21 protein-coding genes are annotated in these 23717 nt (G+C 58.0%); 14 read left to right on the top strand and 7 right to left on the bottom strand.

Annotation, left to right across the window (positions count from 1 at the left end):
• Genes E7738_RS21490 through E7738_RS21480 form a run of 3 tightly spaced genes read left to right on the top strand, consistent with a single transcriptional unit; the run spans position 1 to position 3506 of the window.
• A complete protein-coding gene (locus tag E7738_RS21490; RefSeq protein ID WP_394516419.1) occupies positions 1-1644 on the top strand; it encodes a GMC family oxidoreductase in 1644 nt (547 codons plus the stop codon).
• Positions 1637-2716, top strand: coding sequence for a M24 family metallopeptidase (locus E7738_RS21485; RefSeq protein ID WP_394516418.1), 1080 nt, complete (start codon positions 1637-1639; stop codon positions 2714-2716). The genes E7738_RS21490 and E7738_RS21485 overlap by 8 nt, the downstream gene beginning before the upstream one ends.
• A gap of 10 nt (positions 2717-2726) precedes the next feature.
• Positions 2727-3506 (top strand): SDR family oxidoreductase, encoded by a 780-nt coding sequence (locus E7738_RS21480; protein WP_394516417.1) that lies wholly within the window; start codon positions 2727-2729, stop codon positions 3504-3506.
• Between the two features lie 14 nt (positions 3507-3520).
• Here E7738_RS21480 and E7738_RS21475 read toward each other — a convergent pair whose 3' ends face one another.
• A complete protein-coding gene (locus E7738_RS21475; RefSeq protein WP_132463639.1) occupies positions 3521-4222 on the bottom strand; it encodes an OBAP family protein in 702 nt (233 codons plus the stop codon).
• Positions 4223-4518: 296 nt separating this feature from the next.
• On the opposite strand from E7738_RS21475, the gene gcvA reads away from it, so the two are divergent.
• From gcvA to E7738_RS21455, 4 genes are all read left to right on the top strand, one after another.
• Positions 4519-5424 carry a transcriptional regulator GcvA gene (gcvA, locus tag E7738_RS21470; RefSeq protein WP_394516416.1) on the top strand — a complete coding sequence of 302 codons (906 nt, stop codon included), beginning with the start codon at positions 4519-4521 and terminating at the stop codon, positions 5422-5424.
• A gap of 75 nt (positions 5425-5499) precedes the next feature.
• Complete coding sequence (locus E7738_RS21465; RefSeq protein ID WP_238562259.1) at positions 5500-6327, top strand: DMT family transporter; 828 nt, start codon at positions 5500-5502, stop codon at positions 6325-6327.
• Positions 6328-6346: 19 nt separating this feature from the next.
• Entirely contained in the window at positions 6347-7237 is an 891-nt protein-coding gene (locus E7738_RS21460) for an oxidoreductase (protein WP_394516415.1), read from the top strand.
• 161 nt (positions 7238-7398) lie between these two features.
• Positions 7399-7644, top strand: coding sequence for a hypothetical protein (locus E7738_RS21455; RefSeq protein WP_058770510.1), 246 nt, complete (start codon positions 7399-7401; stop codon positions 7642-7644).
• 2 nt (positions 7645-7646) lie between these two features.
• On the opposite strand, the gene bdcA is transcribed toward E7738_RS21455, so the two are convergent.
• A complete protein-coding gene (gene bdcA / locus E7738_RS21450) occupies positions 7647-8360 on the bottom strand; it encodes an SDR family oxidoreductase (protein ID WP_021509562.1) in 714 nt (237 codons plus the stop codon).
• 88 nt (positions 8361-8448) lie between these two features.
• On the opposite strand from bdcA, the gene E7738_RS21445 reads away from it, so the two are divergent.
• Positions 8449-9024 (top strand): TetR/AcrR family transcriptional regulator, encoded by a 576-nt coding sequence (locus E7738_RS21445; RefSeq protein WP_394516414.1) that lies wholly within the window; start codon positions 8449-8451, stop codon positions 9022-9024.
• Between the two features lie 39 nt (positions 9025-9063).
• Here the strand turns inward: E7738_RS21445 and E7738_RS21440 are convergent, their stop codons facing one another.
• The 4 genes from E7738_RS21440 to E7738_RS21425 form a co-directional block, all read right to left on the bottom strand.
• The gene (locus E7738_RS21440; protein ID WP_394516413.1) at positions 9064-9762 is read right to left on the bottom strand and encodes a GntR family transcriptional regulator; all 699 of its coding nucleotides are present in this window, start codon (positions 9760-9762) and stop codon (positions 9064-9066) included.
• A 126-nt stretch (positions 9763-9888) separates the two neighbouring features.
• Positions 9889-11082 (bottom strand): enolase C-terminal domain-like protein, encoded by a 1194-nt coding sequence (locus tag E7738_RS21435; protein WP_394516412.1) that lies wholly within the window; start codon positions 11080-11082, stop codon positions 9889-9891.
• 1 nt (position 11083) lies between these two features.
• A complete protein-coding gene (locus tag E7738_RS21430) occupies positions 11084-12403 on the bottom strand; it encodes an MFS transporter (RefSeq protein WP_394516411.1) in 1320 nt (439 codons plus the stop codon).
• A gap of 230 nt (positions 12404-12633) precedes the next feature.
• On the bottom strand, positions 12634-13527 hold the full coding sequence (locus E7738_RS21425; protein WP_275029822.1) for a LysR family transcriptional regulator: 894 nt from the start codon (positions 13525-13527) through the stop codon (positions 12634-12636).
• 120 nt (positions 13528-13647) lie between these two features.
• Between E7738_RS21425 and E7738_RS21420 the strand changes: the two genes are divergently transcribed.
• The 4 genes from E7738_RS21420 (at position 13648) to E7738_RS21405 (ending at position 18616) form a co-directional block, all read left to right on the top strand.
• Complete coding sequence (locus tag E7738_RS21420) at positions 13648-14187, top strand: nuclear transport factor 2 family protein (protein ID WP_394516410.1); 540 nt, start codon at positions 13648-13650, stop codon at positions 14185-14187.
• A 484-nt stretch (positions 14188-14671) separates the two neighbouring features.
• Positions 14672-16105 carry a glycine betaine/L-proline transporter ProP gene (proP, locus tag E7738_RS21415; protein ID WP_394516409.1) on the top strand — a complete coding sequence of 478 codons (1434 nt, stop codon included), beginning with the start codon at positions 14672-14674 and terminating at the stop codon, positions 16103-16105.
• Positions 16106-16240: 135 nt separating this feature from the next.
• Positions 16241-17524, top strand: coding sequence for an MFS transporter (locus tag E7738_RS21410; RefSeq protein WP_372774664.1), 1284 nt, complete (start codon positions 16241-16243; stop codon positions 17522-17524).
• A 153-nt stretch (positions 17525-17677) separates the two neighbouring features.
• Positions 17678-18616: a bifunctional helix-turn-helix transcriptional regulator/GNAT family N-acetyltransferase gene (locus tag E7738_RS21405; RefSeq protein ID WP_262258521.1), complete on the top strand. Its 939-nt coding sequence runs from the start codon at positions 17678-17680 to the stop codon at positions 18614-18616.
• A 228-nt stretch (positions 18617-18844) separates the two neighbouring features.
• Here the strand turns inward: E7738_RS21405 and E7738_RS21400 are convergent, their stop codons facing one another.
• Positions 18845-19054 (bottom strand): CsbD family protein, encoded by a 210-nt coding sequence (locus E7738_RS21400; protein ID WP_021509571.1) that lies wholly within the window; start codon positions 19052-19054, stop codon positions 18845-18847.
• A gap of 328 nt (positions 19055-19382) precedes the next feature.
• Here E7738_RS21400 and treZ point away from each other — a divergent pair, with 328 nt between their 5' ends.
• Together treZ and treY are read left to right on the top strand one after the other, a co-directional pair.
• Positions 19383-21167, top strand: coding sequence for a malto-oligosyltrehalose trehalohydrolase (gene treZ / locus E7738_RS21395; protein ID WP_166710712.1), 1785 nt, complete (start codon positions 19383-19385; stop codon positions 21165-21167).
• A complete protein-coding gene (treY, locus tag E7738_RS21390; protein WP_262258519.1) occupies positions 21164-23659 on the top strand; it encodes a malto-oligosyltrehalose synthase in 2496 nt (831 codons plus the stop codon). The genes treZ and treY overlap by 4 nt, the downstream gene beginning before the upstream one ends.
• Positions 23660-23717: the final 58 nt, after the last annotated feature.

The following is a 23717-nucleotide window of genomic DNA, read 5'->3' as shown; positions in this document are numbered from 1 at the left end:
ATGAAAGAGTACGATTACATTGTGGTGGGCGGCGGGAGCGCGGGCTGTATCGTTGCCGCGCGCCTGGTCAGCGAAGGAAATGCGCGCGTGCTGCTGCTGGAGGCCGGGCGCGACGAATATCATCCGGTGCTGAAAATGCCCGCCGGCTATATGAAGTTTCTCGCCAGCGACCGGTTTCTGACAATGCATCAAACCGAAGCGCAGCCGCAGCTCAACGGACGCGGCGTGATCGTGCCGCAGGCCAAAGTGCTGGGCGGCGGTTCGACTGTCAACGCCATGGTCTACATGCGCGGCCATAAACAGGATTACGCCGACTGGAATCAGGCGCTGGGCCATCAGGGCATAGACTGGTCGTGGGAGGCGCTGCTGCCGCACTTTACCGCCATCGAAGATAACGATCACCTCGGCGCACCCAATCACGGCGTTGGCGGCCCGATGAAGGTGTCGCATCTCGGCCACTTCAGCCCGCTGAGCCGCGCCTATGTCAAAACCCTGCAGGGGCTGGGTATTCCCTACACGGCGGATTTTAACAGCGGCAATCCGTCTGGCGTCGGCTTCATGCAGCACACCATTGACGGTCAGACACGACAGCGCTGCAGCGTGGTCGATGCGTTTATCAACCCGCTGCGCCATGACGCACGGCTGACGCTGGTCACCGGTGCGCAGGTGGAAGAGGTGCTGTTTGACGGCACCTGCGCCAGCGGCGTGCGCTATCGTCAGGATGGCCAGCCGCAACAGGCGCGCGCCAGCCGCGAAGTGATTCTGGCCGCCGGTGCCTACCAGACGCCAAAACTGCTGATGCTCTCCGGCATCGGTCCGCAGGAGCAGCTGAAACAGCACGGCATAGCCGTGCGCCATGCCTTGCCGGGCGTGGGTAAAAACCTGCAGGACCATTACGAAGTTCCGGTGATTGCCAGCACGCGCGGTGCGTTTGGCTACTACGGCCAGGATCGCGGCTGGCCAATGGTCAAAGCCGGACTGCAATATCTGCTGTTCAAAAGCGGCCCGGTGACCACCACCGGCGTGGAAACATGCGCCTTTTTCGATCCGCTCGATTTCACGGCGACGCCCACCATTCAGATGTTCTGCGTGCCAACGGTCTATCTCGATCGCGATGTAATGGGTGCCGATCCCGGTGACGGTGTCACGGTGAATTCCCTGCTGCTGCGCCCCAAAGCCACCGGTGAAGTCACGCTGCGCGATAACAACGCCAGCAGCCTGCCGGTGATCGATACGCAGATTTTCGGCCATCCGGACGATTTAGCGCGCACCCTCGCCGGCTTTCGCTTTGCGCGTCAGGTGCTGGCGGCCGCGCCCATCCGCGAGATGGTCGATCAGGAAATTTTCCCTGGCGCGGAAGTCACCAGTGATGACGCGATAAGCGCCCACTGCCGGCGCATGGTGAAAACCGGCTATCACCCGGTCGGCACCTGCCGTATGGGCCACGATGACGACCCGCTGGCGGTGCTGCACGACGACCTGCGCGTGCGTGGCGTACAGCGGCTGCGCGTGGTGGATGCCTCGATGATGCCGAATATTATCAGCGGCAACACCAATGCGGTGGTGATGGCAGTAGCGCATCGCGCTGCGGAGCTGGTTCTGCAGTCGCAGATTGTTGAGCACAAGGAGGCCGTGTATGAGTGACAAACTGGCGCGCCTGCAACAGGCGCTGGCGCACTGGCAGCTGGATGCGGTATTGCTGACGCGCCGCGATAACATCGCCTGGTTGACCGACGGGGCCAGCTATTATGTGGTAGAGCGTGCCGAGACCGGCGTTGCCAGCCTGCTGATCGGCCGCGACAGCGTGCTGCTGCTGGCACCGGGCAATGAATTACCGCGCATTCTGGCCGAAGAGCCCCTGCCGTTCAGCTGTGCGACCCGGCACTATCCGTGGTACCAGTCGCTGAGCAGCGTGCTGCCGGCGGGCAATATCGGCAGCGATACGCCCATGGCAGGATTGAGCGATATCCAGCCGCAGATGATCACGCTGCGCCAGGGGCTGAGCGCACCGGAACAGCAGCGCTTTCGCACGATGGGACAGGAGACGGCGCAGATTGTCGAAACGGTGGCGCGCCAGCTGCGCGCGGGCGTCAGCGAATGGCAGGTCGAAGCCGAGATTGCCGCCGGCTGTCTGGCGCGCGGCATTCGCCCAATGTGCACGCTGGTGGCCGCCGATGAGCGCATCGCCGCATTCAAACATCCGGTACCGACGCGCAAAACGCTGCAGCGCATGATGCTGATCACCCTCGGTGCCGAACGGCACGGTTTGCATGTCAGCCTGACGCGCCTGGTGCATCTCGGCGAACCCGACGCGGCGCTGCGCCAGCGCATTCTGACGCTGGCGGAGATCCACGCCGATATGCTGTATGCCACCCAGGCGCAGCGCAGCTGGTCAGCGGTTTTTGCCGACATCACTCAGGCTTATCAACGCCACGGCCACGCTGAGGCGTGGCGCGATCATCATCAGGGCGGTCCGGCCGGATACGGCTGTCGCGACTGGATTATCACCCCGGAGAGTCGCGGCGAGGTACAGCCCGACACCGCCTTGGCGTGGAACCCGACGCTGAGCGGCGTGAAAAGCGAAGACACTTTTTTGCTCAGCCGCAGCGGGCTGGTGCCGCTCACGCGCAGCGACAGCTGGCCGCTGATTCGCCTGCAGCGCGGTGATAATACCTTAGAGCTGGCCGACTGGCTGATTCTCCCGACATCCTCATAAGGAAGCGACTATGTCCCCACGTTTAGCCAACAAAACCGCCATCATTACCGGTGCCGGCAGCGGCATCGGCAGCGCCATCGCCACCCTGTTTGCGCGCGAAGGCGCCCGCCTGGCGCTGTTCGATCGCGACGCACTCAGCAGCGAAGCGCTGGCGGCGCAGCTACAGCAGCAGTCCGGCCAGCGCTGTCTGGCCTGCGCAGCCGATGTCACGCAGCCGCAGCGGGTTAGCCGCGCGGTACAGCAGGCGCAGCAGGCGCTAGGGGATATTGATATCCTGATTAACTGCGCTGGCGTAAACGTTTTTCGCGATCCGCTGACGCTGGACGAGGATGACTGGCAGCGCTGCATGGACACCAATCTGAAAGGGCCTTACAACCTGATACGCAGCGTCCTGCCGGCGATGCTGGCACGTCAGTATGGCAACATCGTTAACGTTGCCTCGGTGCACGGGCACAAAATCATTCCCGGCGCGTTCCCTTATCCGGTGGCTAAACACGGGCTGATCGGCCTGACGCGTTCCCTGGGCGTGGAATACGCCGCGCAGGGCATCCGCGTAAACAGTATTTCGCCCGGTTTGATCATGACGCCAGCCGCTGAAGCCTGGCTGGCGAGCTGTCCGGATCCGCAGGCCGAGCGCGCGCGTCAGGCGGCGCTGCTGCCGTGTAAACGCATCGGCGAGCCGGATGAAGTGGCCTACACCGCGCTGTTTCTCGCCAGCGACGAGGCGCGCTTTATCAATGCCACCGATATCCTGATCGACGGCGGCCGCAGCCAGATGTATCACGAGTAAACAGGAAGCACCGGTTACGGATGCACGCGCCGGCAATGATCGGCACCTGCCGCAACCGGATGGGCGGCGATATCAGCGCGGTCGGCGCGGATTGTCGCGGTATCGACGTCAAAGCGCTTGTCGCGGTCAGCCAGCAGCGCCGGATTGAGCTGGCCGTCGGCGGTAAAGCCCATCATCAGCGTCGGCGCGCCCAGCGGCAGCGTTTTATCGCGGTCGGTATGCCAGGTGTGCCAGGTTTTTCCGTAGGTGTTGACGATTTTGCTCATCAGCGCGTGCTCCGCGGCCGGCGGCAGGCCAGGCGCAATCAGCGTACCGGATTTCACTTCATAGCGATGGCTGTGCCAGTACTGCTTTTCCTGCGCCGGCAGCTGCTTAAATAAACGTTCACTGATGATGTATTCCACGCCCATTAATTTGGCGTCTTTTTTGTTACCGTCATAAATAACCGCCTGCATCACATCGTCATTAAGAATGGTGACGTAGTGATGGGCCTCCATCTGCCCCTGCTGATTCCCGCAGTAATAATGAAAACCATCCAGATACGTATTGATCGCCTCAATCGGCGGCCGCGACTGCAACGCCGCCGCCCCGCTCTCCAGCAGCGCGGTTTTCCCCGCTTCCGGCGCACCAGGTGCCGTAACCGGCGAGGCGCTGTTATTCGCGCCACAGCCGGATAATAACAATAACGCCAGCGCGCTAAATACACGGTTTCGCATTTCATCACCCCATTCTTATATTGAGTGATAAACATAGTTAATCAGCGTCAGGACGCGAGCGCAGCGGGAGCCATATCCGGCGGCGGATTAAAACCGCCACGCGGTTAATAACCAACCATTCAGCTGGCCGCCGATACAGTGATGAATGTGTCGGCCACTGTTAGCAGACTGACAGGCTGAGAGGCTGAGAGGCTGAGAGGCTGAGAGGCTAAGCTGGAGGGTGGATGAATAAGTTTCGTGAGTGAACAGACGATTCCGCTATCATGAGTGAACGCTCATAAAACAAGGCTGCACCGATGAGAGAGTTACCGCCTACCGCCATGCTGCGCGCGTTTGAAGTGGCGACGCGCCATCCGACCTTTACCGCCGCCGCTGAAGAGCTGTTTATCACCCAAAGCGCCGTCAGCCATCAGCTCAAAAACCTGGAAGAGATCTGGGGCGTACAGCTGTTTCAGCGCGGCAAAACGCTGAGTCTGACGCCGGCCGGTGCGGCGCTGGCACCGATCGTGCGCGAGTTTTTCAGTAATCTGGAAACCAGCTTAGCCGACTTACGCGAGCAGAAAGGCCGCGTGCGGCTGCGCGTGAATACCACCTACTCGTTTGCGCTGAAGTGGCTGTTGCCGCGCCTGCCGGGCCTGACGCGCCAGCACCCGGAAATTCTGGTAACGCTGGAAAGCACCGATGATGCGATTACCTTCTCGCGCCAGGATTCTGACGTGGCGATCCGCTTTGGCCATGGCAATTATCCGGCGCTGCACAGCGAATTTATGTTTCGTGAACAGTTGTTTCCGGTCGCCAGCCCGGCGCTGCTGCAGCGCTTCGGCACACCGCAGGAACCGGCAGAGCTGCTGCGTTACCCGCTGCTGATGCGTGATGGCGCCGATCTGGTGCCAAAGTGGGAGATCTGGTTTAAACAGGTCGGCCTGACGCTGGATGCCTTACAGGAGAGCGTACGTTTTGCCGACACCAATATGACGCTGGAAGCCGCGCTGCTGGGGCAAGGCGTGGCGCTGGCGCGCAGCGGTCATGTTGAAAAAGAGCTGCGCGACGGCAGCCTGGTACGGCTGTTCAACGTCGCGTTTTCCTCGCCCGCCGCCTACTATTTCGTCTGTCCGCAGGGCATTGAAAGCCAGCCGCACATCGTTAATTTTCGACGCTGGCTGCTCGCAGAATCACGTCAGGCGCAGCAGGATTATCAGTGAAGTATGAGTATTTACTCATAGCGCAATGATAAATCTTCGCTTTTCAATCGATCTGCGGCTGCATAGCATCAGCCTATGCCTGATTACATTATTGTCTTAACGCTGTGCGCCGCACTGCTGCACGCCAGCTGGAACACCTTACTGCGCGGCGGATCCGATCGCCTGTGGTCAATGACCATTATGTGCGTGGCGATCGCGCTGGTGTGTGCGCTCAGTACGCTGTTTCTGCCGCTGCCGGCGCGCGCCAGCTGGAAATATGCGCTGCTGTCGGCGCTGCTGCACGTCGGCTATAACCTGTGCCTGGTGCGCAGCTACCAGAGCGGCGATCTCGGCCAGACCTATCCGATTGCGCGCGGATCGTCGCCGCTGCTGGTGACCTGCGCCGCCGCGCTGTTTGCCGGGGAGCACATCGCCTTTACTACGCTGTGCGGCATTGTGCTGGTGTCCGCTGGCATTGTGTCGCTGGCGCTGCGCGGCGGCAAACTGGCGCTGCCGGGCCTGCGCTACACGCTGGCGACCGGTGCCTTTATCGCCGCGTACAGCGTGGTGGACGGCATGGGCGTGCGCGTTGCCGGCAATGCGTTTGCGTATACCGCGTGGATGTGCAGCTTGTGGGGCATATTAATGCCGGCGGTCTACATCGCGCTGCGCGACAGCAAAAGCCTGCTGCAGTGGCGACCGGGCGTGCTGAGCGCCGCGGCGGGTGGCCTGGTTTCGCTGCTGGCCTACGGCATCATTATTTACGCCATGACGGCAGCGCCGATGGGCGCGGTGTCGGCCCTGCGTGAAACCAGCGTGCTGTTTGCCGCCGTGCTGGGCGCGCTGTTTCTCGGTGAAGCAATAACGGTAAGGAAAATGCTGGCGTGTGCGGTGATTGCACTCGGCACGCTGATGATCGGTTAAGCGATGAGGAGATGGCAGCATGTCTGAACGTTGTAAAATCGCCCTGCTGGGCCCCGGTGCAATTGGCACCACCGTCGCGGCGGTGCTGCATGAAGCCGGGCGCACCCCGCTGCTGTGCGGCCGCACGGCCCATGCCCAGTTAACGCTACGCTACGATGCGGGCGAAATCAGCGTGCCTGGTCCGGTGTTGCATGATGCCTCGCACGTGACACAACGCTGCGATTTGCTGTTCGTGGCGGTTAAAACCACTCAGGTCGCGGACAGCGCCGCGTGGCTGGCCACTCTATGCGATGAAAAAACCGTAGTGTGCGCGCTGCAAAATGGCGTCGAGCAGCAGAGCCAGCTGGCGCCTTATGTCAACGGCGCCACGGTATTACCTTCGGTGGTGTGGTTCCCGGCGCAGCGCGAGCCGGATGCGTCAGTCTGGCTGCGCGCCCAGCCTCGCCTGACCTTGCCGGATGTGCCGCAGGCCGCGCGCGTAGTGGATGCGCTGCGTGACACGCGCTGCGAGGTGGCACTGGCCGCGGACTTTCTCTCCATCGCCTGGCGCAAGCTGTTACAAAATGCCGCCGCCGGTTTGATGGTGCTGGCCAACCGTCGCGCCGGCATGTTTAGCCGCGGTGATATTACGCAGCTGGGATTAGCCTATTTACAGGAGTGCCTGACGGTGGCACGCGCGGCCGGCGCGGTGCTGGACGACAGCGTGCCGCAGGAAATTATTGATGGCTTTCACCGCGCGCCGCCCGATCTGAGCACCTCGATCCTCGCCGATCGCCAGGCCAACCGCCCGCTGGAGTGGGATATCCGCAATGGTGTGGTACAGCGCTATGGCCGTCAGCATGCTATTGCTACGCCGATCAGTGATGTCGTGGTGCCGCTGCTGGCAGCGGGCAGCGAAGGGCCGGGCTGATAAAATAGGTTGCCGGACGTGCGGGAAGAAACAGCTATGCTGCAAATTGTTTATACAACGGCCAGGTTTTGATTGCGCCGCTACCAAGAGGGTGCGATGTTCAGCTGATTTAAACCATCGCCTCCGCGGCATAATCACGATGACAGCAACAGGACGCACTTATGACAAATTACGTTTTTTATCGTAAACAACAGGTTATCGCCACGCTGGAACGATCGGATGTGGAACGTGCCCGGCTGCTGATGGCGGACGGTTACAGCAAGATGGATGAAGAAATTAATGCAGCCAGCGCGCAGGCGGCGCTGCGGCGGCTGGCTGATATTCGCCATGAAGAGCACATGACCGAACACGCTTTTGCCACCGGTTCGGTATTCAGCGCGGTGGTCAGCGCCCTGTTCAGACACTGACGTTATGCGCCAAACGCCCCATCAATGGTGTGCATGGCGCCGGTGACGAAACCGGCTTCGGGTCCTGCCAGCCACGCCACCATGCCAGCCACCTCTTCAGAACGGCCATGGCGTTTGATGGCCATGAAGCTGTGCATCAGATCTTTCATCGGACCATTTTCCGGATTGGCATCGGTATCAATCGGGCCCGGTTGCACCACGTTAATGGTGATGCCGCGTGGGCCGAAATCCCGCGCCAGGCCGCGCGCCAGCCCCTGCAAAGCGGATTTACTTAGCGCATAAGACGCCATACCGGGAATCGGCATACGGTCGCCATTGACCGAACCGATAATGATGATGCGGCCGCCGGCTGGCATCTGTCGGGCGGCTTCAACCGCAGCATGATACGGCGCGTGAATGTTAATGCGGAACAGGCGATCGACCGCGTCCGGATCCTGTTCCAGCGCATCGCCAAACAGGGCGATACCGGCATTGACCACCAGCACATCCAGCGGTCCGCTGTCGCGCACGGTGGCAATCACCGCATCGCGCTCTGAGCTGTCGGTATGAACGGCAGCCGAACCGGTTTCGTGCGCCAGTTTTTCGGCGGCCTCCGGCGAACCTGAGAAGGTGAAGGTCACGCTGGCACCTTCATCAGCAAAGCGACGCACGATAGCCGCACCAATACCGCGACTGCCGCCCAGAACCAGAACCTGCTTATCTTTAAATACGCTCATTTGCATCTCCACGTGTGATTTCTTAGTATGCATTACAAAATGAGCCCGATTTAATGTCAATGCAATTTTGTAGCGAGCACTATAAAATATGAAATCACCTGGTCGTCCCCGTAACTTTGACCCCGAACACGCCGTAGCGGTTGCGCAGGGGTTATTCCATGCCAAAGGTTATGACGCCGTCAGCGTCGCCGATGTCACTGACGCGCTGGGCATCAATCCGCCGAGCTTTTACAGCGCGTTCGGTAACAAGGCCGGATTGTATGCCCGCGTTCTCGATCGCTACGCCGCCACCGGCTCGATTCCTCTGGCTGAGATACTGCGCGACGACCGCCCGGTGGCCGAAGCCCTCGATGCATTACTGAAAGCGGCGGCGCTGCATTATGCCCGGGATGAGGTGTGTGCGGGTTGTCTGGTGCTGGAAGGAATTCGCTGTCAGGATCAGCAGGCGCGCGAGGCGGCCAGAGTGTTTCATCGCGCCGCTGAGGATACTATCCGGCGCTATATTGCAGCCCGCTACCCACAAGACGCGCAGCGCCTGACCGACTTTGTCAGCACCGTGATGTCCGGACTTTCTGCCAGAGCGCGTCAGGGCCACAGCGTTGAGCAACTGCTGGCCAGCGCGCAGCTGGCGGGTCTGGCGGTGGCTGCTGCGCTTGAGGCGTGATCGCTTTTCAGCGATGTTCTGACTGCGAAGTGATGCCGATCAACTGGCTGAGTCGGTGTCCGCCACCGACCGCTGGAACATGCGCATAATGCCGCCAAGATGCCAGTGCAGAAGTTCCAGCGCCTGTTCATCCTCGTAATTAGTTAACCGCGCCACGATCGCCTCATGATCGTTTTGCGAACCCTGAAACTCATCCGGCGTGCGCGTCAGGTGATTGAGAAAGGCACGAATGCGGTTGATGCTGGTTTTGTAAAAACCGACCAGCTCGCTGTTCTGGCTGGCTTCAATCAGTGCCATATGAAACGCCGCATCGGTTTCGCGGTAGGTCTCCGGCGCGTTTTGTAATGCATCGCGTCCACGCGCCAGCTGTTCGTTCAGGCGCGCGATCAGCACCTGACGATCGTGTAGCAGTGCCAGCTTTAATGCGCCTGATTCCAGAATCTGCCGCATCTCACAGGTTTCGCGCATCTCCCGCTCATTGAACGAAAACACAAAAGTGCCGCGCTGCGGGATAATTTGCACCAGACGCTCCATCTCCAGCTTTTGCAGCGCCGCTCTTACCGGCGTCCGGCTCACGTTAAGCTGGGTGGCAATATCGTTCTCGGAAATCAATGCACCGGGTGCAATCTGGCAGTTCACGATCAGGTCCCGAATATGATCGGCCAGAATGCTGCTCAATGACTGCGGGCGGAGGATGTTTTTCGATGACCAGTCAATGATGAGTTTATCGGCGGGCATAGCGTGGCGAGCGTCCTTTAAACAGCGAGCATTTAGGGGGTCAAAATGACGATGAGCACTGTGTTTTGTAGTATACAAGAGACAGATCCCCCAAACAATAACAGGCCTGTTTGAGGGAGCGTTGGGTTATGAGGTGAACAAGTATGTCTGCTGCTGGATATGCGCTGGATTAAGTGCCATGCCCATGCCGGGTCCCTGCGGTACCGGGATTAACCCGTTTTGCGGCACCAGCGGATCGCGCAGGAAGTACTGATGAATATCGTTCCATTTCACCAGATACTCCTGATAAGGCGTGTGGATTGGCGATTGCGTGGTGCTGAAATGGGCCGTTGCGATGCTGGAATGACCGTGCGGGATTACCTGCAAATCGTACAGGGTAGCGATAGCGGCAATTTTTAACGTTTCTGAAAGCCCACCGCACCAGTAAATATCGGGCTGAATCACATCCAGCGCCCCGGATTCAAAGAAGCGTTTGAAGCCCCAGCGCGTGTACTCATGTTCGCCTCCCGCCATCGGGATCGACAGTTTGTCTTTGAGTCGTTGCATACTGCAGATTCTGTCGGCCATTACGCACTCTTCCAGCCAGCGCGGGCGATACGGCTCAATGCCCTTTGCCAGTTCAAGCAGATACGTCACATCCATCGACTGCCAGCAATCAAACATCAGATCGTAATCATCCCCCACGGCTTCGCGCAGCGTTTTTGCCAGTTCGATGTTTTTCTTCAGCCCTTCTCTGCCGCTCATCGGGCCGTGGCGGAAAAACCATTTTTGTCCGCGATATCCCAGCGCCTTATACTCCAGCGCCCGCTCGTGCACCCGCGCCATATCCTGCACCGCAAAGCCCAGCATTGATGCGTACGCCGGGATTTCTTCCCGTAACGACCCGCCCAGCAGGCGAAACACCGGTTGCTGCATCCATTTGGCACGCAAATCCCACAAGGCACAATCCACCGCGCTGATCGCCAGCATGCCATCGCCCTGACGCCCATGAATCTGCGCCCGGTACATCTGATCCCACAAACGCTCGGTGTCGCGCGGGTCCTGACCCAGCAACAACGGTCGCAGCTGACCATGAATGATTGACGCAACGGCATGCGGTACCGGCCCTGCCAGCCCGTCCACGCCCTCATCAGAAACGATCTCAAGAAACACAGTGGTAATGGCAAAACCGTCTTCCAGCTGAACGCCACCGTCATGATTATTCACGGTACGAAACTGCGCATAGATATCGGTGGGACGCGCGAGACGCTCCTCCCAGAAATCGCCCTCTCCCGGCATCACGCCTTTCACCTGAAGTAACCGGACATCAATAATCTTCATACTACTGCCCCTCACGTTGTTCATTGCTGGCCTGGTAAGCCGGTAAACGCTGACGACGGAAGATGATGCTCAGGGTAATGATCGAGAGCATCGCCATCGCCGCCAGCCAGTAAAATCCGCCGTTATAACTGCCGCTGCGGTCGCGTATCACGCCGATGACCCACGGATTCACCACACTGGCAATACTGCCCAGCGCATTGATCAGGGCGAGGCCGCCCGCCACCACGGATGCCGGGATAAACTGCGCGGGCAATCCCCAGAACACCGGCATCGCGCCGAAAAAGCCAAATGCTGAACAGCACAAAAACATCATTTTCACCAGCGAGTTATCGAACCACGCAACGCATAACAGCCCGACAAAGGAGAAGATCAGCGCCAGATAATTGGCCAGCAGCCGTGACCCGGGACGATCGGCTATGCGTCCCAGCACCAGCATGCCGGCCAGACCAAATACGTAAGGGATGATGGTGATGAATCCGGTCTGAACATGACTTAAGCCGGTTTCGCTGATGATCAGCGGCAGGAAGGTACTCACCGCGCCGTTGAGGTTTGCCAGTCCGTAATAGGTGAGGCTGAACAACAACACCAGCGGGCTGAACAGCGCTTTCAGCAGACCGCCGTGGCCGCGCGACGGCAGTTTTTGCCGCTCAGCAGCCAGCGTTGTCACCAGCCAGTGCTGCTCTTCTGCGCTGAGGAAGCGGGCATCTTCCGGCCGATCGGGCAACGCAAAGGGGACGATCAATCCCAGCACAATCGCCGGAATGGCCTCCAGCAGAAACATCAGCTGCCAGCCGCGCAGCCCCAGCCATCCGTGCAGTTCTAACAACAGGCTGGAAACCGGTGTGCCGATAATCAGCGCAATCGGAATGCCGGTCATAAACGAGGCGATGATGCGTCCGCGCCACGCCACCGGAAACCATAGGGTGAGATAAAACACGATGCCGGGAAAGAAACCGGCTTCAGCGGCACCCAGCAGCGCGCGCATGACATAGAGGCTGTTTTCACTCCACACAAACATATGCGCACCGGAGATGATGCCCCAGGTCACCATAATGCGGGCGATCCACCAGCGCGCGCCCACCCTTTCCATTAGCAGATTGGAGGGCAGTTCAAGGATGGCGTAAGGCAGGAAAAACAGACCGGCGGCGAGGCCAAAACTGGCGGCGCTGATGCCGAGATCGGCATTCATGGTGAGGGCAGCCACGCCGATATTGGCGCGATCGATCACCGCAATCACGTAGCAGCCAATCAGCAGCGGAATCAGTCGCCACGACAGTTTACGGATCACCCGCTTTTCAATTTCTGTATCTGTACTTTGCATGGTCTTTCCCGGTGTTGGTGACATGGATAAAAAATGCACTTGTATACAAGTTCTGTTGTATACATCCGCTGAACACTCTTCAATGGGCTGAGTACGGAAATGAGATATGAAACGTTTCAGCGTGAAGCCGCTGGTAAACGTTTATAAGAGGGGCGAGCTGGGCGAAGATGAGCTAAAAACGTGGTGATTATTCGAAGTGAACAGAGTGCGCTGGCACACTCCGGGCAGGGTTATTTTATGCGCAGCCATTGTATAAACGCGCGCATGGCAGGTGACATGGCTTTACCCGCTATCCAGCAAAGTGAATAACCCGGGAATTCCATCTCCCAGGGTTGCAGAAGGCGACAAAGCTTGCCGGAGGCCAGCAATGCACTGACCCGTTCCGCCGTTAACTGGGCAATACCTGCGCCAGCAATAGCGGCCTGCCGCTGCCTTTCGCGATCGTCTACCACCAGATTTCCGTGCACGGGAATATCAAAAATTTTCCCCTCATTTAAAAACTGCCAGGGCTCTACCCTGCTACTTCCCGGCCAGCGCCAGCCGATGCAATTGTGATTGATCAGATCTTCCGGGACTTCAACCGCACCATGCTTTGCCAGATATGCTGGCGCAGCGACCACAATCTGATGGAGCGGCTTGCCTAATGGAATAGCAACAAATCCCGGTTCCAGCACCTCGCCTAAGCGCAGTGATAAATCATAGCCGCCGCGGCTCAGATCAACCGGCGCATCGCTGGTTGTGATATCCAGCTGCACGTTGGGATAATCAGTAAGAAACCCGGCAATATTGTGATCAAGAAACATTTCAGCACCCGATCGAAAAGCATGAACGCGAATCAGCCCCTTAATATCCTGGCTTCTGGCGTGTGCCTGCTGCAGGGTCTCATGCAGATTAGTCATAATGGGTGCAGTCTGAAGAAACAGGGAGTTGCCATCATCGGTAAGATATACCGCCCGGGTGGTCCGGTTCAGCAAACGTTGCCCGAGTTGTGCTTCCAGCGCGGTGATTTGCTGACTGACGGCTGACGCGGATACCCCTAGTATTTCCGCAGCGGCTCTGAAATTCAGTTGCTGAGCAACCACGACAAAAGCCCGTAAAGCCAGATACTCCGCGCTGTTAATCATTATTGATGTCCTTTATTAATTGCCACTTAACACACCATTAAGATACAGGAACTTCACGCCTGTAAGTATCTCGTTATAATCACTCAAATCATAATTAATAAATAATATCAGGAGCACTTTATGCTGCAAGAAAACCTTGAATTAGTGCAGAGATTACAAATTATCGAAGACAAACTGGCTATTTATGAATTGATTGCGTCACATCCTCCCAGCGCAGATACTGCAATGGCGGAATATACATTATCGGTTTATCTGGAAAAGAGTGAATTCAATCGCGGTCCTCATCTTGATGGCGCGGAGGGTGCAGAGGCGATAGCCGCCTTTATTTTGCGGCCTGAGCATGAGGAAGCACTGGCTAGCGGATTAGCGCATTTTACCGGATTACCCTTGATTGATCTGCGCGGAGACAGCGCGGTAGTCACCTCTTATTTACAGTTAATTTATCTGGATGATAAAGGCGAATCACGCATGCTGGCCAATCACGGCAGCTCTCCTGGGTATCGCATTCACCGCGTTGTAGTGAATCGCTGGGAGTTAAAACGCATTGCGGGCCAATGGAAAATTCATCGCAGGACGTTGATTCCGGTGGACGGTAGCGGTTTATCACGCGCATTGCTTTCCCAGGGGCTGAAAGATATATTCAGCCGGCAATCACGATAATTAACGCGACGAGACAGCCATTGAGCCAGACCACGATATGCAGCTAAGTCATCAATGACAATCCGCTACGAGACTGGCGGCGCAGGTTGGTGTCCAGCATGGCAACGGTCTGGCTATTCCTTTCAGCCAAATCCTTAGATGATGTACTTTCCTGTAATGTAGGAAATTTATCAAAGTCGATATCCTTATCCTGTAGCAATGCAGCATATTCCCCTATAAATCATCGCCTCACCAAAGAATATCATGTGCAGAGTGCTCTCAGCTTTAAACATCAGCACAATGGGTTATTTCAGCCGCTGCGCCTTTTGACAGTCTGATACTCTAACGCTACGCTTAATTGCAAGGATATATGTCGCAAACTTGCGTAAAGATAAAATATTTCCTAAGGTGACCGCCTTTCAGCCTCTTATAGCTTTCATTTCCCTTTGTGAAGTGCCGGCTGCGAAAGCTATAAGATCGCTCCATTTTTACTCATGGGGAGTTTATGAGCACCGGAACGATGACCAATAAACCTGATTTGACCGTTGACGATATTACCGTCATTGACAACAAATTATTGAAACGCGCCGTCAGCGCCGCAGCGCTGGGTAATACCATGGAGTGGTTTGATTTCGGCGTTTATAGTTACCTTGCCGTGATCATCGGCCAGGTATTTTTCCCGGACGCCAGTAATACCGCGCAGCTTATTGCGTCGTTTGGTACTTTTGCGGCCGCGTTTTTAATTCGCCCGATTGGCGGCATGGTATTTGGTCCACTCGGCGATCGCTTTGGCCGGCAGAAAGTGCTGGCCTTCACCATGATTATGATGTCGATTGGCACCTTCTGTATTGGCCTGATTCCCAGCTATGCCAGTATCGGTATTGCCGCGCCGATCCTGCTGTTGCTGGCGCGTCTGGTGCAGGGCTTTTCCACCGGCGGTGAATATGGCGGTGCCGCCACCTTTATTGCGGAATACTCCACCGACAAACGCCGCGGCTTTATGGGCAGCTTCCTGGAGTTTGGTACGCTGGCCGGTTATCTGCTGGGCGCCAGCCTGGTGACTGGTATGATTGCGCTGCTGCCGCATCAGGCGATGATGGACTGGGGCTGGCGCATTCCGTTCTTCCTGGCCGCGCCGCTGGGGCTGTTTGGCCTGTATATCCGCCTGAAGCTGGAAGAGACACCCGCGTTTAAAGAGCACATGGATAAGCGTGAAGAGGCCGAACATAACAAGCCGCAGCTCACGCTGTGGCAAATGCTGCGCACGCAGAGCAAGCCGCTATTGAAGTGTATTGGCCTGGTGCTGCTGTTTAACGTGTCTAATTATATGCTGACCGCCTATATGCCAAGTTATTTAACCGGCATTCTGGGACTGAGCGAAATATCCGGTCTGCTGCTGGTGATGGTGGTGATGTTTATCATGATGCCGCTGACCTTAATGTGGGGCCATTTTACCGACCGCATCGGCCGTAAACCGGTGATTGGTTTCGGCGCGCTGGGATTATTAGTGCTGGCGATCCCGGCGTTCATGCTGATTGGTTCTGGCAACATGCTATGGGTATTTGCCGGTCTGGCCGTGCTGGGCTTACTGCATACCTGCTTTAGCGGCACTATGCCAGCGACATTACCGGCACTGTTTGTCACCGATATTCGTTACAGTGCGCTGGCTATCGGCTTTAATTTGTCAGTCTCGCTGTTTGGTGGCACCACGCCGTTAATTACCGCATGGCTGGTCGACACTACGCACAATACCATGATGCCGGCGTATTACATGATGGGTGCCGGCGTGATTGGTTTGTTGACGGTATTAACGCTGAGTGAGACAGCGCGTAAGCCGCTGAAAGGTTCATCGCCTGCGGTGGCGACTAAAGCCGAGGCGCATAAACTAATTGATAAACTGCGTAAACAGCGCAGCCGTAAAAAACAGCAGCCAGCATAATCCCCGCTGATATTCACATCAGGTGCGCTCAATGCGCACCTTTTTTGTGCCCTGCGTCAGACTTATAGCCCAGATAATCGCCCCGGGCTGCGCTAGACTGTCCCTCTCTGACTGTTTTTTACTCATTAAGGGATAATGATGTCATCTGCAGTGGCTCCCGCCGTTAATCAAAAGCGCGTACTGATTGCCGGATCCGTCGGCAATTTTATCGAGTGGTATGAATTCGCTGTGTACGGTTTCATGGCCACGCTGATCGCTAAACATTTCTTCCAGCTGGAAGGAGAAAGCGCCCTCACCAGCCTGATCCTCACCTATGCGGCCTTTGCTGTGGCGTTCTTTTTTCGCCCGTTAGGGGCGGTGCTGTTTGGCCGCCTGGGCGATCGTTATGGTCGTAAACCGGTGCTGATCGCGGTGCTGGTATTAATGACGCTGGCCACCGTCGCCATCGGTCTGGTCCCAGTTTATGCCAGCATTGGCGTGGCTGCGCCGCTGCTGATTACACTGCTACGCATTCTGCAGGGACTGTTTGCCGGCGGAGAATACGGCGGCGCGGTCTCGCTGATGACCGAATCGGCGCCGCCCGGCAAGCGCGGATTTTATGGCGCGTGGCAGTCGCTGACGGTGGCGCTCGGACTGCTGGCGGGCGCGGGCGTGGTGGCAGTACTGCCGCTGCTGCTGGGAGACGCCGCCATGAACGCCTGGGGCTGGCGTATTCCCTTCCTGCTGGCGCTGCCGCTCGGCGCACTGGCGTTGTGGCTGCGCAGCGGCCTCGATGAATCACCGCAGTTCAGCCAGACACCGGCGGCACCACAACAGCAGGCATCGCTGGGTGTCACTCTACGCGCTATCGGGCTGGGCATTGGCCGGTTAATGATATGGTCAGCCGCCGGTTATACCTACCTGGTAATCATGCCTACCTATCTGCAGGCCGCGCTGCATACCGGCTTTAACCAGGCGCTGCTGATTGCGGTAATCTCTAACCTCGGCTTTGCCGCCACCATCCTGCCGGCCGGCATACTCAGCGATCGCTATGGCCGCCGCACATTAATGCTGCTGGCAACGTTTTTGCTGCTGGTGCTGGCTTTCCCGCTGCTGAAAGTGTTGCAGCACCCGGAGAGCGGTATGGCGATCAAAGCGCTGGTGGTGTTTATCGCCGGTGCGCTGGTGGGCATGCTGGCCGGACCGGGACCGGCGATGCTGGCCGAGATGTTCCCTACCCGCGTGCGTTACACCGGGCTGGGGCTGGCCTATTCGCTCTCCAACGCGCTGTTTTCCGGCTGCGCAGGTCTGATCATTACCGGCCTGATGAAGCAAACCGGCAACGCCGACATTCCCGCCTGGTATGTAATGGCCACCGCCGTAGTGAGTTTTGTCGCGCTGCTTTCGCTCAATAAGGACGACCACCGCAGGCCCCTTTAACATCATGCGGCTTCGTTCCTGCCCCTCATGTGATGCAGCCTTGCCAGAGTGAGCGCTGCCCTCACCCATATAGACACCGCCGGTTAGTCTGTTGACAATCAGCGCGATTAATAGTTGTATTGTACAACCTTATAGCCACCGGGCGCCTGCAACATGACCACTGAATCGTTAGTTAATCAGATACGTTCCGCCTCACGACTGATGGTACGTGAACTCGGATTTATGCGCCCGACGCTGGCGGCAACGGACTATTCGCCTTCCGCTGTCCACACGCTGCTGGAGATGGAAACCCAGGGCACAGTGACTGCTGCACAGTTAGTGGAATTGCTCGGTCTGGAAAAATCGAGCGTCAGCCGCATGCTGGCCAGACTGGTGGCGGCTGGTGAAGTGCAGGAAATCGCCGACGGCAGTGATGCCCGGGTTAAAAGGCTGAAACTGACTGCGCAGGGTATGGCTACCGTTGCCAGAGTCAATCAGTACGCGGCACAACGGGTGCTGGCCGCGCTGGCTGGACTTGAACCGGCACAGCAGCGCACCGTAGCGCAGGGACTGAGCGCTTACGCTGACTCCCTGCGCTGCTGTCGGACCGGCACGCAGCCTCTTCCCTCAGGTGCCATCGACATCGTCAGCGGTTACCGGCCCGGGATGATCGGCCGCATCGCCGAAATGCATGGCCGTTACTATGCCCGGCATCATCAGTTTGGTCACTATTTTGAAGGCAAAGTCGCCAGCGGGCTGGCAGAGTTTGCCGGACGGCTGGGAAGTGAGCGCAATCAAATCTGGCTGGCAGTGCATAACGATAATATTGTCGGTTCCGTGGCGATTGACGGAGAAGATCTTGGCAATAATCAGGCCCATCTGCGCTGGTTTATTCTTGACGAGACGTGTCGCGGTAGCGGCATCGGTCGACGCTTGCTTCATGAGGCTGTGGCGTTCTGCGATCGTCAGGGGTTCAGCGCAACGCAACTGTGGACCTTCAGTGGGCTGGATGCGGCCAGACGACTCTACGAGCAGGCGGGCTTTACCCTGACGCGCGAGTGGCAGGGCGACCAGTGGGGCAAAATCATGACTGAACAGCACTTCACGCGATGATGGCCGGGAAAGGTTCTCAACGGCTGATGCGCTGCCGTTTTACCACCGCGTCAGGCCAGAGAAATAGCCGGGTTAATGCGGGCAAAACAGGCCTGAATATGAATTTCGGGTTAAGTAATAAATGGTATTAAATAAACGTAAACCGGATTTTAAATTTATCCGGTTGAGAAGATAAACAGTCAGAAATAACAAAACCCCGGCACATCAGTGTACCGGGGATAACCAACACTACCAGTTAAATTTATTACTATCTTCCCACTCTTTGACTTCTTTCTCTGCTTGATCTTTACCGTAGCCGTAGCGCTCCTGAATGCGGCCGACTAATTGATCGCGTTTCCCTTCGGCTACGTCTAAATCGTCATCTGTAAGCTGGCCCCATTTCTCTTTCACTTTTCCTTTGAACTGCTTCCAGTTTCCGCTGATACGATCTTCGTTCATCAGTGTTCTCCTCATTTAGGTGACAGTGCCGCCTGGCATTATTTCGCGCAGCGGTTAACTGCGCAGAGATAAGCGTAGCCTATGACTGAGATTAAAAGGTGCTTAAGCGAACAAATCGGAAAATTTACGTAACGGTACTGTTTAAAGCGCAGCGGGAATTAAATCTGAAAATATAGGCTATGATTTTTCAGGGTACTCAGTGATTTATCTGCGTACCCGTTTGCTACCAGGGCATTTAGTCTTTTGTATTCAGAGAGTAAATGGTTTTAAGGAACGCGAATCGCTTGATGTCGTCCATTCCCCGTGCGGGGCTTAACGAGGCAATAGAATGGAATCCACAACGTTGGAAAAATCCTGGGGTGCTGAAATCCTTGCTGACGGCAGCGTGCGGTTTCGCCTTTGGGCACCCGGTCAGCAGCAAATTACCCTTCACGCCGATGGTCAGCAGCATGCCATGCAGCCGCAGCAGGATGGCTGGTTCAGCCTGACGCTGCGCGGGCCTGGTCACGGCAGCGCATATCACTACGAGCTGGCTGATGGCAGCACGGTGCCCGATCCGGCCGCGCGGGCACAACGCGCCGATGTCAACGGCCCTTCTCTGGTTATCGACCCTCACCATTACGACTGGCAACAGCGTGACTGGCAGGGACGGCCATGGCACGAAACGGTGGTCTACGAGCTGCACATCGGCACCTTTACCGCCGAAGGCACCTTCCGCGCGGCTATCGCAAAACTCCCTGCGCTGGCTGACCTCGGTGTCACCATGATCGAAGTGCTGCCGGTATCTCAATTTGGCGGCGCGCGCGGCTGGGGCTATGACGGCGTTCTGCTGTATGCGCCGCACTCGGCTTATGGCTCACCGGATGATTTCAAGGCCTTTGTCGATGCTGCACACGCATTGGGACTGTCGGTGGTGCTGGATATTGTGCTCAACCACTTTGGTCCGGAAGGCAATTACCTGCCGCTGCTGGCACCGGCCTTTTTCCACGAAGAGCGCATGACGCCGTGGGGTGCCGGAATTGCGTACGATGTCGATGCCGCGCGGCGTTATATCGTCGAAGCGCCGCTCTACTGGCTGAAAGAGTTTAACCTCGACGGCCTGCGCTTCGATGCCATCGACCAGATTGAAGATACGTCCAGCCAGCATGTGCTGATCGAGATTGCCGAACGCATTCGCAGTGAAATCCACTCTCGCCCGATCCATCTCACCACTGAAGACAGCCGCAACGTGATCTTCCTGCATCCGCGCGATGCGGACGGTAACGCGCCACTGTTCAGCGGTGAATGGAACGACGATTTTCATAATGCCATTCACGTCTTTGCCACCGGCGAGACGCACGCGTATTACCAGGATTTCGCCGACGTACCGGAGAAATTAATCGCGCGCATTCTCACCGAGGGCTTTGCTTATCAGGGCGAGCTGTCGCCACAAAGTGGCCAGCGGCGCGGCGTACCCAGCGCAGGCCAGCCGCCGGTGGCGTTTGTCGATTTCATCCAGAACCACGATCAGGTGGGCAATCGCGCCCAGGGCGAACGCCTGATTAGTCTGGCCGGTGTCGATCGCACCAAAGTACTGCTCGCCACCCTGCTGCTGTCACCGCATATTCCGCTGCTGTTTATGGGCGAAGAGTACGGTGAAACCAACCCGTTCCTGTTCTTCACCGATTTCCACGGCGATCTGGCGAAAGCGGTGCGCGAAGGACGGGCGCGCGAATTTACCGGTCACGCCGGTCATGACGAGACGGTGCCGGATCCCAACGCTGAAGAGACCTTCACGCGGTCGAAACTGGACTGGAGCAAAGTGGAAAATCCCGCAGGCCAGGCGTGGCTGACGCTCACGCGCCAGCTACTGGCGTTGCGCCAGCAGCACATCGTGCCGCTGCTGCCGGATGCACGCCAGCACAACGGCCAGGTGCTGCGCACCGCACCGGGCTTTGTCGCCGTTAGCTGGCAGTTCCCGCAGGGACAGCTGTCACTGGCGCTGAATATTGGACAGCAGAGCCAGCCGCTGCCCGCGATGCCCGGCGAGACGCTCTTTGCGTGGCCACAGGAAAGCGGCGAACTGCCGCAGCACTCTCTCATCGTGCGTCTGGCAAAAGGAGCAGCGCAATGAGTATTCCAACCGCGACTTACCGCATCCAGTTCCGTAACGGCATGACCTTTGACCGCGCAGCGCAGCTGGTGCCCTATCTGCAGCAGCTGGGCATCAGCCATCTCTATGCCTCGCCGATCTTTACCGCCACGCGCGACTCGACGCACGGCTATGACGTCACCGATGCCAATGAGATTGACCCGGCGATTGGCGGACGCGCCGGTTTTGAACGCCTCAGCGCGGCGCTGCAGCAGGCCGGGATTGGCCTGATCCTCGATATTGTGCCTAACCACATGGCGGCGTCGCTGGAAAATGCCTGGTGGCGCGATGTGATTGAACACGGGGAAGCCAGCCGCTACGCGCGCTACTTTGATATCGACTGGTCGCGCAGGCTGACGCTGCCGTTCCTCGGCGATGATTTTGACCGCGTGCTGGCCAATGATGAACTCAGAATCAAGGCCGATCCGCACAGCGGCAATCCGGCGCTGGTCTATTACGATAGTTACTATCCGCTGACGCCGGCCAGCTGGCAGCAGCGTAAAGACGAGGTGCTGGCGCTGCGCGATTGCGCGGCCATCGCGGAACTGCATGCGCAACAGCCGTGGCAGCTGATGAACTGGCGTGAGGCGCGCAGCGCGCTCTCCTACCGCCGCTTCTTTGAAATTACCGGGCTGGTCGGCGTGCGCGTCGAAGATGAAGAGGTGTTCGCGGCTTCGCATCGCCTGATTCTTGAACTGGTACACAGCGGTGTGGTGAGCGGGCTGCGCATCGATCACGTTGACGGGCTGGCCGATCCGCTCGGCTATCTGCAACAGCTGCGTCAGGCCGCGGGCGACGCGTGTTATATCACGGTGGAGAAGATTCTCGCTGACGGTGAGCAACTGCCCGCCGACTGGCCGGTGTCCGGCACCACCGGTTACGAGTTTATCGCCGCGCTGTCGCATGCGCTGATTGATGATAATCAGATCGATATGCTGCATCTGGCCTATGAAGCGGTATCCGCTGAACGTAACGACGTGGCGGCTGGCCTGCGTGCGGCACGTGAACTGATGGTCGATCGTAACTTTGCCGGGGAATTCAGCCGCCTGCTGGCGCTGGCTACCGAGGCAGCCGATCTGGTGCATCGCAACTTCAGTGAGGCTGAGCTGCACGTGGCGCTGCGCGAGCTGCTGATCGCCTTCCCGGTGTATCGCACCTACGGCCGGAAAGCCGGTATGCCGCTGGAAGGCGAAGCGTTGCTATTACAGGTGCTGGAGCAGGTTAAACACAGCGCCTCGCCTGCGGCGCTGAGCTTTTTGCAGGCATTACTGCTGGGGGCGATCACTGAACAGGGCGAGCAGGATGCGGCGGAATTCCGCGCCCGCTTCCAGCAGCTGACCGGCCCGCTGATGGCGAAATCGGTCGAAGACACGCTGTTTTTCCGCAATCACGTGGCGCTGGCGATCAACGAAGTGGGTGCCGAACCGCTGCCGCATGCGTTTTCGCTTGAACGCTTTCACCACGAAATGCAAACCCGCCTGCAGCACCAGCCGGATGGGCTGTCGGGTACCTCCACGCACGATACCAAACGCGGCGAGGATGCACGCGCGCGGCTGTATACCCTGAGTGAAGCGCCGGCGCTGTGGGCGGAGAATGTGACGCGCTGGCGCCAGATGAATCAGCCGCACGTGGTCGCGCTGGCGGACGGACCGGCGCCCGAACCGCCGGTTGAGTGGATGTTGTACCAGGCGCTGGCCGGCGTCTGGCCCACCACGCTGCAGCCGGAGGACACGGCGGCATTGGACGCGCTGCGCGATCGCTTTTTGCCGTTTGTGGAAAAAGCCCTGCGCGAAGCGAAGTTACGCACCGACTGGGCGGACAGCAATGAAGCTTATGAAAATGCCGTGCTGGAGTACGCCCGCCAGCTGCTGTCACCCACCAATCCGGCGTTTCTGCAGGACTTCAGCCACGCACTGCAGCCGTTCATCCGGGCCGGACTGGTTAACAGCCTGAGCCAGACGGTGATCAAACTGACCGCGCCGGGCGTGCCAGATATCTATCAGGGCTGCGAAGCGCTGGATTTCAGCCTGGTCGATCCGGATAACCGACGCGAGCCGGATTTCGCTCAGCTGACGGCGCAGCTGGATGTCCACGCCGCGCCGGACTTCGCCAGCCAGCAGGACTGGCTGAGCGGCCGCCTGAAGCAGCAGATGGTAGCGCGCCTGCTGCATCTGCGCCGCGACCATGCGCAGTTGTTCCGCTTTGGTGATTATCAACCGCTCAGTGCATCGGGCGAACATGCGGAAAAAGTGATCGCCTTTGCCCGTCAGGACAGCGACTACGCGCTGCTGGTGATTACGCCACGGCTGATTTTCAATGGTGCTCAGTGGAGTCATACCCGACTGGCACTGCCGGAATCGCTGGCGCATCGCCACTATCGCAATGTGCTGACCGGCGAGACCGTAGTGATTAATGACGATGTTACGCTGGACAATGTGAGCTATAGCGCGCCGCTGGTGCTGATTAGCCAGTAGCGTCCCCGATAAACCTGTTGTTTTACATGACTATCTATTCACTGGATGGAGAGGATTG

The organism is Pantoea sp. SGAir0430, from assembly GCF_043549295.1.
The sequence above is the reverse complement of the archived record's forward strand: the minus strand, read 5'-3'. Positions and strand labels throughout refer to the sequence as shown.

Bases quoted from the DNA above. Each gene is read 5' to 3' on its own strand.
- bdcA (WP_021509562.1), bottom strand. From the start codon at position 8,360: ATGAGCGTATTTAAAGATAAGCAGGTTCTGGTTCTGGGCGGCAGTCGC.
- E7738_RS21485 (WP_394516418.1), top strand. From the start codon at position 1,637: ATGAGTGACAAACTGGCGCGCCTGCAACAGGCGCTGGCGCACTGGCAG.
- E7738_RS21410 (WP_372774664.1), top strand. From the start codon at position 16,241: ATGATGTCATCTGCAGTGGCTCCCGCCGTTAATCAAAAGCGCGTACTG.
- proP (WP_394516409.1), top strand. From the start codon at position 14,672: ATGAGCACCGGAACGATGACCAATAAACCTGATTTGACCGTTGACGAT.
- E7738_RS21460 (WP_394516415.1), top strand. From the start codon at position 6,347: ATGTCTGAACGTTGTAAAATCGCCCTGCTGGGCCCCGGTGCAATTGGC.
- gcvA (WP_394516416.1), top strand. From the start codon at position 4,519: ATGAGAGAGTTACCGCCTACCGCCATGCTGCGCGCGTTTGAAGTGGCG.
- E7738_RS21420 (WP_394516410.1), top strand. From the start codon at position 13,648: ATGCTGCAAGAAAACCTTGAATTAGTGCAGAGATTACAAATTATCGAA.
- treZ (WP_166710712.1), top strand. From the start codon at position 19,383: ATGGAATCCACAACGTTGGAAAAATCCTGGGGTGCTGAAATCCTTGCT.
- E7738_RS21430 (WP_394516411.1), bottom strand. From the start codon at position 12,403: ATGCAAAGTACAGATACAGAAATTGAAAAGCGGGTGATCCGTAAACTG.
- E7738_RS21475 (WP_132463639.1), bottom strand. From the start codon at position 4,222: ATGCGAAACCGTGTATTTAGCGCGCTGGCGTTATTGTTATTATCCGGC.
- E7738_RS21480 (WP_394516417.1), top strand. From the start codon at position 2,727: ATGTCCCCACGTTTAGCCAACAAAACCGCCATCATTACCGGTGCCGGC.
- E7738_RS21425 (WP_275029822.1), bottom strand. From the start codon at position 13,527: ATGATTAACAGCGCGGAGTATCTGGCTTTACGGGCTTTTGTCGTGGTT.
- E7738_RS21465 (WP_238562259.1), top strand. From the start codon at position 5,500: ATGCCTGATTACATTATTGTCTTAACGCTGTGCGCCGCACTGCTGCAC.
- E7738_RS21445 (WP_394516414.1), top strand. From the start codon at position 8,449: ATGAAATCACCTGGTCGTCCCCGTAACTTTGACCCCGAACACGCCGTA.
- treY (WP_262258519.1), top strand. From the start codon at position 21,164: ATGAGTATTCCAACCGCGACTTACCGCATCCAGTTCCGTAACGGCATG.
- E7738_RS21455 (WP_058770510.1), top strand. From the start codon at position 7,399: ATGACAAATTACGTTTTTTATCGTAAACAACAGGTTATCGCCACGCTG.
- E7738_RS21440 (WP_394516413.1), bottom strand. From the start codon at position 9,762: ATGCCCGCCGATAAACTCATCATTGACTGGTCATCGAAAAACATCCTC.
- E7738_RS21405 (WP_262258521.1), top strand. From the start codon at position 17,678: ATGACCACTGAATCGTTAGTTAATCAGATACGTTCCGCCTCACGACTG.
- E7738_RS21490 (WP_394516419.1), top strand. From the start codon at position 1: ATGAAAGAGTACGATTACATTGTGGTGGGCGGCGGGAGCGCGGGCTGT.
- E7738_RS21435 (WP_394516412.1), bottom strand. From the start codon at position 11,082: ATGAAGATTATTGATGTCCGGTTACTTCAGGTGAAAGGCGTGATGCCG.
- E7738_RS21400 (WP_021509571.1), bottom strand. From the start codon at position 19,054: ATGAACGAAGATCGTATCAGCGGAAACTGGAAGCAGTTCAAAGGAAAA.